The 12,238-nt window shown below is 73.7% G+C and carries 13 protein-coding genes and 1 tRNA gene; 8 read left to right on the forward strand and 6 right to left on the reverse strand.

Annotation, left to right across the window (positions count from 1 at the left end; all coding sequences use genetic code 11):
* Positions 1 to 2: 2 nt before the first annotated feature.
* Positions 3 to 776: a peptidase gene (locus CO540_RS15930; RefSeq protein ID WP_099162661.1), complete on the forward strand. Its 774-nt coding sequence runs from the start codon at positions 3 to 5 to the stop codon at positions 774 to 776.
* Between the two features lie 59 nt (positions 777 to 835).
* Here CO540_RS15930 and CO540_RS15935 read toward each other — a convergent pair whose 3' ends face one another.
* Positions 836 to 1,054 (reverse strand): hypothetical protein, encoded by a 219-nt coding sequence (locus CO540_RS15935; protein ID WP_342672788.1) that lies wholly within the window; start codon positions 1,052 to 1,054, stop codon positions 836 to 838.
* Positions 1,055 to 1,233: 179 nt separating this feature from the next.
* On the opposite strand from CO540_RS15935, the gene CO540_RS15940 reads away from it, so the two are divergent.
* The 6 genes from CO540_RS15940 to CO540_RS15970 all read left to right on the forward strand — a co-directional run bounded on the left by CO540_RS15940 (position 1,234) and on the right by CO540_RS15970 (position 6,597).
* Entirely contained in the window at positions 1,234 to 1,890 is a 657-nt protein-coding gene (locus CO540_RS15940) for a 4'-phosphopantetheinyl transferase (RefSeq protein ID WP_099162662.1), read from the forward strand.
* Positions 1,891 to 1,965: 75 nt separating this feature from the next.
* Positions 1,966 to 3,060: a hypothetical protein gene (locus CO540_RS15945; RefSeq protein ID WP_099162663.1), complete on the forward strand. Its 1,095-nt coding sequence runs from the start codon at positions 1,966 to 1,968 to the stop codon at positions 3,058 to 3,060.
* Between the two features lie 128 nt (positions 3,061 to 3,188).
* Positions 3,189 to 3,908 carry a hypothetical protein gene (locus CO540_RS15950; protein WP_099162664.1) on the forward strand — a complete coding sequence of 240 codons (720 nt, stop codon included), beginning with the start codon at positions 3,189 to 3,191 and terminating at the stop codon, positions 3,906 to 3,908.
* 140 nt (positions 3,909 to 4,048) lie between these two features.
* Positions 4,049 to 4,240 (forward strand): general stress protein CsbD, encoded by a 192-nt coding sequence (locus CO540_RS15955; RefSeq protein WP_099162665.1) that lies wholly within the window; start codon positions 4,049 to 4,051, stop codon positions 4,238 to 4,240.
* A 902-nt stretch (positions 4,241 to 5,142) separates the two neighbouring features.
* Positions 5,143 to 5,928: a hypothetical protein gene (locus CO540_RS15960; protein WP_099162666.1), complete on the forward strand. Its 786-nt coding sequence runs from the start codon at positions 5,143 to 5,145 to the stop codon at positions 5,926 to 5,928.
* Between the two features lie 204 nt (positions 5,929 to 6,132).
* Positions 6,133 to 6,597, forward strand: a complete 465-nt coding sequence (locus CO540_RS15970; protein ID WP_099162667.1) for a hypothetical protein — start codon at positions 6,133 to 6,135, stop codon at positions 6,595 to 6,597.
* 6 nt (positions 6,598 to 6,603) lie between these two features.
* Here the strand turns inward: CO540_RS15970 and CO540_RS15975 are convergent, their stop codons facing one another.
* Both CO540_RS15975 and CO540_RS15980 read right to left on the reverse strand, forming a co-directional pair.
* Positions 6,604 to 7,473, reverse strand: a complete 870-nt coding sequence (locus CO540_RS15975; protein WP_099162668.1) for an alpha/beta fold hydrolase — start codon at positions 7,471 to 7,473, stop codon at positions 6,604 to 6,606.
* Positions 7,474 to 7,573: 100 nt separating this feature from the next.
* The gene (locus tag CO540_RS15980; protein ID WP_099162669.1) at positions 7,574 to 9,688 is read right to left on the reverse strand and encodes a cellulase family glycosylhydrolase; all 2,115 of its coding nucleotides are present in this window, start codon (positions 9,686 to 9,688) and stop codon (positions 7,574 to 7,576) included.
* Positions 9,689 to 9,900: 212 nt separating this feature from the next.
* On the opposite strand from CO540_RS15980, the gene CO540_RS15985 reads away from it, so the two are divergent.
* Positions 9,901 to 10,290: a VOC family protein gene (locus CO540_RS15985; protein WP_099162670.1), complete on the forward strand. Its 390-nt coding sequence runs from the start codon at positions 9,901 to 9,903 to the stop codon at positions 10,288 to 10,290.
* A gap of 43 nt (positions 10,291 to 10,333) precedes the next feature.
* Here CO540_RS15985 and CO540_RS15990 read toward each other — a convergent pair.
* From CO540_RS15990 to CO540_RS16000, 3 genes are all read right to left on the reverse strand, one after another.
* A tRNA-Ala gene (locus CO540_RS15990) sits at positions 10,334 to 10,407 on the reverse strand.
* A gap of 185 nt (positions 10,408 to 10,592) precedes the next feature.
* Positions 10,593 to 11,375 carry a hypothetical protein gene (locus CO540_RS15995; RefSeq protein ID WP_172967857.1) on the reverse strand — a complete coding sequence of 261 codons (783 nt, stop codon included), beginning with the start codon at positions 11,373 to 11,375 and terminating at the stop codon, positions 10,593 to 10,595.
* Between the two features lie 179 nt (positions 11,376 to 11,554).
* Complete coding sequence (locus CO540_RS16000) at positions 11,555 to 12,196, reverse strand: GNAT family N-acetyltransferase (RefSeq protein WP_099162672.1); 642 nt, start codon at positions 12,194 to 12,196, stop codon at positions 11,555 to 11,557.
* Between the last annotated feature and the right edge of the window lie 42 nt (positions 12,197 to 12,238).

Below are 12,238 nucleotides of genomic sequence, written 5' to 3' on the forward strand. Positions count from 1 at the left end.
GGATGCGTACCCCGATTCGCCTCGCGGCGGCGACGGCCGCCGCGGGCCTGGCCCTCACCCCGGCCGCGGCCCTCGCCGCCCCCAGCCCGTCGCCGGGCGCGACCACCGTGACCAAGGCCGGCACCTCGTTCCTCACCGCCACCACCGTCACGGCCGGCCAGCCGGTACGGGTGGGCGCCTCCACCGGCGACCACCTGTACTGGTCGTTCCGCGCCGACGCCGGCCAGGTCCACGAGGTCGGCGTCACAGTCACCTTCCCCAAGCGACGCAGCGGCGCGTCCACCTGGACGGTCGACGTCTTCGACGGACTGCGCCGCCGGCAGGCCTGCACCGCCGGCGCGCAGACCCCCACCGCGGACACGGCGGCGACCAGCGTGACGCTCGGCTGCACGCTGCGGCGGGTGCGGCCGTGGGCCGAGCCGTGGTCGGGCGACCCCCTGCCCGGCACCTACTACGTCCGGCTCTCCGTCACCGACCTGCCCGAGCCGGACCTCGGTCTGCCGATCGAGGTGGACATGCTGGTCGGCGCCGCCGACTCCGGCGGCGCCTCCGGCGACGACGGTGAGCTGGCCGCGCCCCTGGTGCCGAACACGCGGGCCGGGACGCTGCTGACCGCCGAGCCGACGCCCGAGCCGGTGGCCGAGGAGGAGACCGACCTGACCGGCTGGCTCCCCGAGGCCGGCTCGCGCTGGGTCTGGACCGGCGTGGGCGGTGTGCTCGCCGCCGTGGCCGGCGTGGCCGGTTTCGCCCTCACCCGCCGGCCCCGCCGCCCCTAGAACCGCGACCGGTGGCCGTCGTGCACCCGACGCGGCGGCCACCGGGAGCGCCGGGCTGCTTAGAACGTCCGCGGGCCGCGGGGCACCCATCCGATGAACCGGTCCTGGAGCGCGGTGACCGGCGCGGCGCGCAGGTCGTGCGTGGCGGCGGCGAGACACGAGCCGAGGTAGACGCTCAACGACGCCCGGTCGACCTCGTACTCGTGCAGCAGATGGTGGCGTTTCGTGGCGCACGGCCAGTCGTCGCCGCACGAGCCGCAGGTCCAGTCGGGGGTCACGGGGACATGTTCGCCGGCCCGTGGTTCCGACGCCTCCGCACCGGGCGTCATCGGCGACTCCTTCCAGTTCGTACCAGTGGTGTGTGGACGCTGCCTCCCCCGCGACGTTGGTTCAGCGCCGCAGCACGCTCCCGCGTTACGGTACGTTCACCGAGTGTCCCCGTCACCCACCGACGCTCGTGCGTGACCTGCTGCCGTCCACCGTCGCCGTGGCGGTGGCCGGCCCGGCCGACTGGTCCGGCGAGCTGCTGCCGGCCGAGCTGGCCGGGCTGGGCGACCGCGCGGTGCCCAGCCGCCGGCGTGACTTCACCGCCGGCCGGATGTGCGCCCGCCGGGCGCTCGCCGCGCTCGGGCTGCCGCCCACGCCGGTGCCCGCCGGCCCCGACCGCGCCCCGGTCTGGCCGACCGGTGTGGTGGGCGCGATCACCCACACCGAGGGCTACTGCGCCGCCGCCGTCGCCCGCGCCGCCGACCTGCGCGCGGTCGGCATCGACGCCGAGCGCCACCGGGCGCTCTCCCCCGGCGTACGGCGGAAGGTGTGCCGCCCCGACGAGGAGGCGGAGCTGGCCCGCCTGCCCGCCGGACTGCCCTGGCCGACGGTGGTGTTCAGCGCCAAGGAGACCGTCTACAAGATCTGGCACCCGGTCGTCGGCACCTGGCTGGGCTTCCCCGACGCGCGGGTCACGCTCGACCTCGACGCGGGGACGTTCCGGGCGGAGATCGCGCCGGCCCGGCTCGCCGCCGCCCCGGTGGCCGATCCGCCGACCTCGATGACCGGTCGGTTCGCCGTCGACGACGATCTGGTCCGCACCGCCGCCGTTCTGTCACGTCGGTGAGGGCCTGACGGTCTGGTTGCCGCCGGCTTGTACCGTCGTTCCGACTGAAAATCCCGAAGGTGCCCAAGGAGTACGGTGAGCCACCCTCAGCCTCCGTCCGGGTCGCAGGACCCGAACCAGCAGCCGCCGGAACCGCCCACACAGGCGTTTCCCACCGCGCCGATGCCGCCGGTGTCGGGCAGCCCGTACGCGCCGCCGCCCGCCCCGGGCACGCCGCCGACCTCGGGCGCGCCGTACGCTCCGCAGCCGCCGACCTCCGGCGCGCCGTACCCGCCGCCGCCCGCGCCGACCGAGGCGTACCCGTCGTACCAGCCGCCGGCCGCGCCCACCGAGGCGTACCCGTCGTACCAGCCGCCCGCGCCGACGGAGGCGTACCCGCCCGCGCCGCCGGCCTCGGGCGCGCCGTATCCGCCGCCGGGTGGCGCGTACCCGCCGCCGGGTGGCTACCCGCCGCCCGGTGGGCAGCCGCCCTACCCGCCGCCGCCCGGGCAGTACCCGGCGTCCGGGCCGTACCCGCCCCCGCCGGGGCAGCCGTTCGGGCCGCCGGCCAAGAAGTCCAGCAAGAACGTCTGGATCACGGTCGGCATCGTGGCGGCGGTCATGCTGCTGCTCTGCTGCGGCGGTGGCATCTTCGCGATCTACAGTGGCGCGAAGAAGACCAAGGAAGCGATCGACACGCTGCCCACCCCGGGCGTCACCTACAGCAACCCGATCGGTGACACCCCGACCGGCGACACCTCCAGCACGCCGCAGCCGGGCACGACCGACGACAAGACCTTCAACATGCCCGCCGGCGACAAGCTGATCGTCAACGACGACGAGGGCACCGTCGAGATCACCGTCGGCAACTTCCGAACCAAGAGCGCCGCGTGCCGGGAGTTCATGCCGGGCCCGAAGAACGGCACCTTCCTGATCGCCGACGTGACCGCCGAGGTCACCAAGGGCACCGGGTCGATCAACCCGTTCTTCTTCACCTGGAAGGCGGCGGACGGCACCGAGGAGAACGGCATCGGTGGCGCCTTCTCCGGCTGCGGCAAGCTGATGACCTCGGGCAACAACCTGCCCACCGGCTCCAAGCGCAGCGGCCAGCTGATCTTCGACGTGAAGGACCAGAACGGCGTCGTCGAGTACGAGCACCACCTGCGTACCGCCGGGTCCTGGAAGCCCTGACCCCGCGTGACCCCGCACGGGGGCCGGTCCCGCCCGGGGCCGGCCCCCGTGTCCGTTCGGGCGGTCCCGCCGGGCCGTCCGGACATTTCCATGTGCATGTGCCCACCGCCGGTTGCCACGCTCGGCGCATGGCTCACGAGACCACGATCCCGCTGCTGCCGTGTCGTTCCCTGGACGACGTGGCGCCCTTCTACCAGGCCCTCGGCTTCCAGGTCACGCACCGGCAGGCGCGGCCGAACCCCTACCTGGCCCTGCGCCGGGACGACCTGAACCTGCACTTCTTCGGCATGCCCGAGTTCGACCCGGCCACCTCGTACGGCAGTTGTCTGGTCGTGGTGGACGACCTGGTCGCCATCCACCGCGCCTTCGCCGCGGGCCTGCGCGCCGCCTACGGGAAGGTGCTCGTCTCCGGCGTGCCCCGGATGACCCGGCCCCGACCCCGGGCCAACCAGGACGGGCACTCCGGGTTCAGCATCGTCGACCCCGGCGGCAACTGGATCCGGTTCGTGGGCCGCGCCACCGCGCCCGACACCGACGACGACCGGGGCGGGTTGGCCCGCGCGCTGCGCAACGCCGTGGTGCAGGCCGACTCGCGCGGCCGACCGGATCAGGCGGTCCGGATCCTCGACGGCGCGCTGGCCCGACCGGACGCCGCCGACGACCCGGCCACGCACGTCGAGGCGCTGGTCTACCGCGCCGAGCTGGCCCTGGTGCTCGACCGGCCGGAGGACGCGCGGGAGTGGCTGCGCCGGGCCGGGGCGGTGCCGCTGGACGAGGAACTGCGCGACCGGCTGGCCGACACGCTGCGGCACGCCGCCGACCTGACCGCCGCGCTGCCGCCCGGGTAGCGCGGCACCCCCTCCGCCCTTCGGGTCCACTGGCGGGCGGTTGGGTGCGTGGTCCCGGGTTTGCCGTCGGGGTCAGCGGGGACGCGTGCGGGACAGGACAGGCGGCGACGGTGGCCGCGCGACGATCCGGGGAGGCGGCGATGAGCGTCGAGCGTGCGAAGGACGACCTGGAGGACCTGGCCGGCCCGGCGCGGGCACAGCTGGGCAACCTGAACCGGGACGAACGCGCCGAGGCCGACCGCGTGCGGGAGCTGGACGAGATCCGGGGCGGCCACCCCGGCGAACACGTCCAGGAGGACGCCCGCGACGCCCGGGACGACTTCTCCAGCTGACCGACCCTCGGCCCGCTTGAGATCTTGGTACGAAAAGGCCCCTATGAGGGCCATTTCGTACCAAGATCTACGGTGGTCGTCGCGAAAGCGGATCGGCCGGGCCGATCGGTGGGCCGCCCGCGGCACAGGCGGGCGGCGTGCGTGCTGCCGGCCGGGGTCGCTTGTCGGCTGGGGGTGTGCCGGGTCCCGCCGGTTGGTCCGGATCCCGCGACTCATCGTTCCGACCTGCTGCCGGAGCGTCGCCCGGGAGCGCTCCGATTGACCGCTGGCAATCGTTGCGCGCGCCAGCAGACTGTGGTGCGTGACGAACCCATCACCGCACCACCCCGGGCCCGTTCCGTTCGGCCCGACGTATTCGGCGGCACCTAGGCAGTCGTGGTGGCGCCGACTCTCCGGCGGTGCCAAGGTCGCGGTGGTCTCCGCGGGCGTGGTCGTGCTGTGCTGCTGCGGCGGAGGGATCGCCGCCGTCAGCGGCGCGACGGACGAGAAGCCGGCCTCGTTCGCCGTCGCGGTGTCCGCGACCCCCCGCGCCAACACGTCGACACCCGTCGCTCCTCCCTCCGACTCGCCCTCGGCCGTCACCCCGGTCGAGTCCCCGTCGGCGCTTCCGACGACCCGGTCCCCCGACCCGGCGCCACGGACCACCACCGCGAAGCCGAGCCCTCGCCCGAAGCCGACCCGGGCCAGCCCGAAGCCGACCCCCAAGCGGACCACCAGCGCGCCCCGGACCACCAAGCCGGCCGGCGGGACGGTCCAGGGCTCCGTCCATCCGGGTGCCTTCTGCAAGCCCGAGGGCGCGTACGGCCGCACTGCCAAAGGAACGCTGATGCGCTGCACGCGCAAGGCTGGCGAGGATCAACCGAGGTGGCGTGCCGCCTAGGCGAGGTAGGACCATCGGCGCCATGAACGGAACCGACGGCTGGCGGTGGTGGACCAGCGCGGGCGGCGCGGCTCTGCTCGCGCTCCCGCTCGCGCAGGACGCGCCCCCGGCCGCCGTCGTGGCGGCGCTCGCGGGACCCGTCGTGGTCTGCGCCTGGGCCTGGGGCACCCGCCGTGGTCGTACCGCCGGAGTGTCGGGTGGAGCGGTCCTGATCGCGGCACTGGTCGCGACATTCGCCGTCTCGCAGTGGCCGCGCGGTGCGGTGATCCCACCGTGGGTCGACTGGTTCGTCGGGTGGCTGCTGATCGGCGCGCTCGGTTTGGCCGCCCTGATCGGCGACCGGCTCCTGTCGACGATCGGTGGAGATCCGCCGGCCTCACGGCGGTGGACCACCTCGGTGACGGTGCTCGCCACCCTGCTCCTGCTCAGCGGCTGCGGGCTCGGCCTCCTCGCGACCGACGGGGACGGATCGTTGCGCTTCACGGCCCGGGCGGACGAGGTCCTTCCCCTGCCGACGTCGCTACGTCTGGTCTCGGCGGACACCTGCACCGACGGCGGCAGCAGCGGCAACTGCACCGCCGAGTTCGTGGTGACCGCGACCGACGGAGCCGACCGGGCGACCACGACGGCCCGGCTCGTCTCGCACCTCCGCGGTCGTGGGTGGCCGCTCCAACCCGACGGCCACGGCTACCGCGGCGCCCGGGAGACCGGCGGCATCCTCGCCTGGACGCCGCACCGGATGTGGCTGTCGACCGACACCGACGGCGCCGTGGACACGACGGTCACAGTCCACATCGGCAACCTCTGATCGGCCGCGGTCCGGCCGCCCGGCCGCCGCGCCGCCTTCATCGCCAACCCCGACCTGGTCAAGCGACTACGCCCGGGATTGCCCGTCGCGCCGCACAACCAGAACACCTGGTACGCCGGTGGCGACGCCGGATACCTCATACCCGGCGCGCCAGCACGTCGCGTGAGGACGGTCGGGCGGCTTCCTCGCCCCTATGCTGGCCCGATGGTTCTCGCTGACGCCACCGGCTCCTGGATCGGCACCAACGGCTTCCGGCTGATGCCCGCCGACCCGCTCGCCGAGTCGCCCGCGACGCTGACCGTGGCGACGGCTGCCGGCGGCCACCTGACCACGGTGTCGTACTCGTGGGCGCACCCGACGGACGGGCCGCAGGACGGGCTGCTCGTGATCGCCGCCGGGGACGAGCCGGGTTCGCTGGCCGCCTGGTGGGGCGACTCGTGGCACCAGCAGCCCACCGCGATGACGCTCGCCGGCACGACGGGCGGGGTGCCGGAGGTCGAGCTGTCCGCCGAGTACGGCGGCGGCTGGGGGTGGCGGATCACCCTCGACGCCGCCGACCCGACGACGGTGCGGTTGCGGATGGAGAACGTGGTGCCCGCCGACCAGGCGGACCCGGACACGCCTGCCGGCCCTTACCCGGTCATGGTCGCCGACCTGCGCCGTGCCTGAGCCCGGTCAGGCCGAGGCGTCGAGAATCTCCCGGAGCCGGGCGGCGAACTCGTCCGGCTTGCCGGCGTAGCCGCCCTGGTCGCCGAGGAAGCCGCCGTGGTGGCTGGGGAAGACCGCCGGCCGCCCGCCGAGCAGCTCGGCCGCCGCCGCCGTCGTGCGCGCGGTGAGGGTCTCCGCGGACTCCTCGCCGACCGCGAGGACGACCCGGGTACGCGTCACGCGTAGCGCGTCGACGTCCGGCCGGTAGCCGGTGACCGCCGTGGACCGGTCGGAGAGCAGCGGGTCGTCCCGGGTGCCGTCGTCAGCGGTCGGCAGCCCGAACGCGGCCGGGTCCGGCGCGGGCCGGGCGAAGTAGTCGTCGGTGAACTCGCCCCGCCAGGACGTCATGGCCATGAACGCGGCCATGCCGGCGCCCCAGCCGCGCTTGTCGTACGCCTCCTGGCGGGCGGCCGTGGCCCGCGCGGCGGCCTCGGCGTCGGGGAGCAGCGCGACCAGCGGCGGTTCGTGCGCCACCAGCGTGGCCACCGTGCCCGGGTACGCCGCCACCAGGGCGAGCGCGGTCACCGCCCCGCCGCTGCTGGCGAACATGTCGACCGGACCCGCGCCGAGGGCGTCGACGACGGCGCGTACGTCCGCGGCCTGGACCTCGGGCACGGCGTCGGTGCGACCGTCCTTGCGCACGCTGCGGCCGAGCCCGCGCGGGTCGTACGTGACGACGGTGCGGTCCGGGAAGTGCGAGGCCAGCACGGTGAAGCCGTCGGCGCACATCGGCTGGCCGATCATGAACAGGGGCCGGTGCGCGCCGGCGGCCGCGCGGGGTTCGTGCACGTCGTAGACGAGGTCGACCTCGGGTGTCTGGAGCGTCTGTGTGGTCATGCCCTGTCGACCGGCGTCGGGCCGGAAAGTCATCGGCCGGCGCGAAAGGCACGGCTCACGGCGGTGTCGACGCCCACCGCCGCGAGCCGCGCCGTCGCGGTCAGCTCACCGTGCCGGTGACGGTGCCCCCGGACTCGGTGACGTGGTAGGTCAGCGTGGTGCCGCTCCAGAAGTGGAACGTCAGGGTGACCCGCTGGCCGTCGTTGACCTCGGCGAAGAACTCGGGCTTCAGCGTGATCGTGTTGCTGCTGTAGTTCGGCGCGAAGGTCACGTCGAACTCCTTGAACGATGTCCAGTTCTGCGGGCCGGCGTTGCTGCCGTCGGCGTACCTGGCCTCCATGGTGGCCAGCTGGTCGCCCCGGAACTGCGCCGGCAGGGTGAACCCGCTGGCCGGGCCGGTGGCGTTGCCGAGCACCGGCGGGTCGTACGTGATGATGCTGATCCGCCACGGCACGCCGGCGGAGAAGCGGGCCTGGAGGTTGGCGTTCACCCCGTACGCCCGGGAGCCGACCAGCCGGGTCAGCGCGGACGCGGTGAGCGTGAGGGTGCTGCCGGAGATCGTGTAGTCGGTGCCGTTGACCAGGTCGGTGGTGCCCTGGCGCAGCCCCTGGAACGTGGTGCCGTTCAGGTTGAGCGTCAGGCTCTTGGCGGTGATCGAGCCGGTGCGCGGCACGTACACCTGGTCGCTGGACGCGGTGCCGGAGCGGGTGGTCCAGCTCGACCTGATCTGCGCGAACAGCTCGGGGTCCTTCCAGACGAAGGACGTCCGGTCGAAGTGCTGGCCGTTGTCCCAGAGCTGGGTGGTCAGCTTGCGGCTGCGCGCGTAGTGGCCGAGGAACTCGAAGAACTTCAGCTTCTCGCCCTGTTCGATGGTGCCGGTGTGGCGGTCGAAGCCGAGCAGGCCGTACTCGCCGATGATGACCGGGATGTTGCGGGCGACGAAGGCGTTGTGGACCCGGTCGAACTGGTCGGTCAGGTCCTGCTGCACGGTCGCGTCGAACCGGGTGCCGCCGGCGATGTTCACGCTGAACGGCCAGTAGCCGTAGAAGTGCACGGTGGCGATCAGGTTCGGGTCGTTCAGGGAGTTGAACGTGCTGGTCAGCTCGTCGACCCGGGCCTGCTCGGCGGAGGTGTGCAGGGTCGGCAGCACGAGCAGCCGGGTGGCGTTGCCACCGCCGGACTGGCGGACGATGCGGTGGAACGAGGTGTTCAGCTCGTTGAGCAGGCTGGCGTTCTGCGCGTCGCCGGAGCTGCCGGTGAACTGCGGCTCGTTGACACTCTCGAAGACGAGCTTCGACGAGCTGTCCCGGAACGCGGCGGCGATCTGGGTCCAGAGCGCGTTGTAGCGGTTCAGCACGGTGGTGCGGTCGGTGGGCATCGTGTTGATCCACTGCCACGAGTCGTGGTGGATGTTGATCACCACGTAGAAGCCGTCCGCGAGGGCCCAGCCGACCACCTCGCGTACCCGGCTGAGCCAGGCCGCGTCGATGGTGTAGTTCGGCGCACCGCCGTGGTGGTTGCTCCAGGTCACCGGGATCCGGATGCTGTTGAAGCCCTGTGCCCGCACGTTGTCCAGCAGCGCCTGGGTCACCCGCGGGTTGCCCCACGCCGTCTCGTCCGCCCCGACGGCGTCGAACGAGTTGCCGAGGTTCCAGCCGGGCTGCATGGCGGCCACCGCCGCCATCGCGTTGCCGGCCGGCGGCGGCGTGGTGGGGGGCGGGGTGGTCGGGGGCGGCGTGGTGGGCGGGGGCGTGGTGGTGGGCGGCGGCGTGGTCCCGCCGACGCCGCCGGTGCAGGCCACCCCGTTGAGCGAGAACGAGGTCGGCGCGGTGTTGGCGCCGGACCAGGAGCCGTTGAAGCCGAACGAGACGCTGCCGTTGGTGGGGATCGCGGCGTTGTAGCTGACGTTGGTGGCGGTGACCTGGGCGCCGGAGGAGGTGACCGTGGCGTTCCACGCCTGGGTGACCTGCTGGCCGGACGGGAACGTCCAGCGCAGGTTCCAGCCGTTCACCGGGTCACCGAGGTTGGTCACGGAGACGTTGGCGGTGAAGCCGCCGGCCCACTGGCTGGCGGTCGTGTAGCTCACGCGGCAGCCGGCCGCCGCCTGGGCGTTGGTCGCCAGGAGGGCGGTGCCGGCCACGAGCGTCGCGGCGGTCGCCGCGACCAGGCCGACCCGCAATCGGGCCCGGTTCGCGGTACGGGAAAAGCCGAGCATCGGGATTCCTTCGTGGTGGGGTGTGCGCGTGGACGGGACAGGCGGGGCGCGCACCCGCCCAGCGCGAGAGTAAGTTTGGATTCCAAACATTGTCAATCGGCACCGATAGATGCACGTGGCGTTCGCGAAGCATGCGCGGTCGGCGCGGTACCGACCGGCCGCGCAACGCCCGCCCGTAAGGTGCGAGGACACCGCGATCGAGGGGAGACACAGTGGAACGTGTGACGGGCATCGGCGGGGTCTTCTTCCGCGCCCAGAACCCGGACCGGGTCAACCGCTGGTACGCCACCCACCTCGGGGTCGACCTGGCGCCGGAGTCCTACGAGGTCTCCTCCTGGTGGCAGCAGGCCGGCCCCACCGTCCTGGCGGCCATGCCACCGGACTCCGAGCACTTCGGCGGCGCGGAGCACTCCTGGTCGCTCAACTTCCGGGTCGCCGACCTGGACGCCATGGTCACCCAACTCCGCGGCGCGGGCATCGCCGTCGAGGTCGACCCGGAGGAGTACCCGAACGGCCGGTTCGCCAGCCTGCGCGACCCGGAGGGCAACGTCGTCCAGCTCTGGCAGCCGGACGGAGCCGACAGCCGCGGGCCGCAGAACTGACAGAAGGCCGTCCCCGCCGAGCGGGAACGGCCTTCGAACTGGGTGGAGCTGAGGGGATTTGAACCCCTGACCCCCTCGATGCGAACGAGGTGCGCTACCGGTCTGCGCCACAGCCCCCCCGCTGGCGAACCAGCGTTGATCCCACCCGGCTCGCACCGGGCGGGTCGGCGACAAGGCTAACAGGTCGCACGCCCGCCACGCGAATCACCCCACCGGACCCGGCAGCGCCAGGTTGGGGAAGTGGAGGCATCCGGCGCACTGGGACACCGCCACTTCCCCGAACTGGAGTCGATCAAGAGAGGTCAGGCGCCTCGGCCGGACTGGTAGGGGCGGCCGCGCAGGCCACCCGCCCGTCGGTAGGACACCGAGCCACCGCTCGCGGCCGGGGGCAGGTCCGCCGGGCGGTCCAGGCCCATCGCCGTACGCCGGACCGCCTCGCGCTGGGCGGCCAGCCGGCGCTGCGCCTCCCGCCGGGCCGCCGCGCGGCGGGCCTGCTCACGGCGCACCTCGGCCTGGCGGGCGGCCAGCCAGGCGGCTTCCCGGGCCTCCGCGCGCCGCCGCCGGCGCTCGGCCAGGGCGCGCTGGCGCAGGTGCACGACGTACGCGACGAGCAACGCGCCGGTCACCGAGACGCTGATCCAGAACCCGGGGCCGACCAGCACCACGCCGACCAGCTCGACCAGGTTGAGCAGCAGCAGCGCGGCGAGCACCCGGCGACGCCGGTAGACCGCGGGGGTGTGCCGACGCCGGGGCGGGTGCCGTCGGCGGGACTGCGCCGGGACGGCCGAGACGGGCCGGAGCCGGCCGGAGCGGCGCCGCACGGGCGGCGCGGAGATCGGCCGGGCGAGACTGCCCGTGTCGGAGTCTTCACTGAGGGTGACCACGAGGGCGCGCGGCGGGTGCAGCGGTCGCCGCCCGGGCACGGTCCGGCGTCGACGCTGGCGCTGGAGCACCCGCGCCGTCGACTGCGCCCGCTCCGCCACCAGCCGCTCGGTGGCGTCGTACCGGCGGACCAGCGCCGGAGCGAGGGCGAGCAGACCGGCGGCGGCGAGGACGGCGAGGAGCACCGACGTGGGCACCCTCACCCCTCCCGTCACCAAGTTCGGGGCGAGCGCCACACGGCCGCAACTTCTTCCGTCGACCGTCGTTAACGGCGCACATCGTGCGGGCGGGCAGCGCTTGCCACAGCTTGCAGTTACTTGAGGTTACGGGCCGCCGACCCGGTTCACCGTGCGCCGCGCCGGGCGGTCACGGTCCGAACGCGTCACCGCCGGGTGTCACGTACGCGGTGCCACCGCGCCAGCAGACCGCCCTCGGCGGCCACTTCCTCGCCGGTCATCGCGTATCCGATGTGGTCCCGCCACGCGCCGTCGATGTGCATGTAGCGCACGTGATAGGCCTCCTCCCGGAAGCCCAGCTTCTCCACCACCCGCCGGGAGGGGACGTTCTCCGGCCGGATGTTCACCTCGATCCGGTGCAGGCCGCCCGGGCCGAACGCGTGGTCCACGGCGAGCGCCACGGCGGTCGGGATCACGCCACGACCGGCCACCCGGGAGTCCACCCAGTAGCCCACGTACCCGGAGCAGAACGCCCGCCGCACGATGCTGCCCACGTTGAGGTGCCCGACCAGCCGTTCCCGCCCGTCGGAGCGCAGGCAGACCGCGAACGGCATCCCGTCTCCGGTACGCGCCGACCTGCGCTGGTCGGCGTGGACCAGCCGGAACGCGGCCGGGGAGTTCGTCTCGTCCCAACTGCCCGGCACGTGCGACTCCCACGGGGCCAGCCAACTCCGGTTCGCCCGGCGGATCTCGGACCAGGCGAGGGCGTCGGACCGCCGGTACGGCCGCAGCACCACCGGACCGTCCACCAGCACCGCCGGCCACCCCGGCGCCCGCCGGAACCTCACCGCGTCAGCCGTCCGCTCGCGACTGCGGGGCTCGCAAGCTCA

The organism is Micromonospora sp. WMMA2032, assembly GCF_002688545.1.
Lineage (GTDB): Bacteria > Actinomycetota > Actinomycetes > Mycobacteriales > Micromonosporaceae > Micromonospora > Micromonospora sediminicola.

Excerpts from the sequence above, each read along its gene's own strand:
- CO540_RS15980 (WP_099162669.1), bottom strand. The coding sequence starts at position 9,688 with ATGCTCGGCTTTTCCCGTACCGCGAACCGGGCCCGATTGCGGGTCGGC.
- CO540_RS15960 (WP_099162666.1), top strand. The coding sequence starts at position 5,143 with ATGAACGGAACCGACGGCTGGCGGTGGTGGACCAGCGCGGGCGGCGCG.
- CO540_RS15930 (WP_099162661.1), top strand. The coding sequence starts at position 3 with ATGCGTACCCCGATTCGCCTCGCGGCGGCGACGGCCGCCGCGGGCCTG.
- CO540_RS15950 (WP_099162664.1), top strand. The coding sequence starts at position 3,189 with ATGGCTCACGAGACCACGATCCCGCTGCTGCCGTGTCGTTCCCTGGAC.
- CO540_RS15955 (WP_099162665.1), top strand. The coding sequence starts at position 4,049 with ATGAGCGTCGAGCGTGCGAAGGACGACCTGGAGGACCTGGCCGGCCCG.
- CO540_RS15975 (WP_099162668.1), bottom strand. The coding sequence starts at position 7,473 with ATGACCACACAGACGCTCCAGACACCCGAGGTCGACCTCGTCTACGAC.
- CO540_RS15970 (WP_099162667.1), top strand. The coding sequence starts at position 6,133 with ATGGTTCTCGCTGACGCCACCGGCTCCTGGATCGGCACCAACGGCTTC.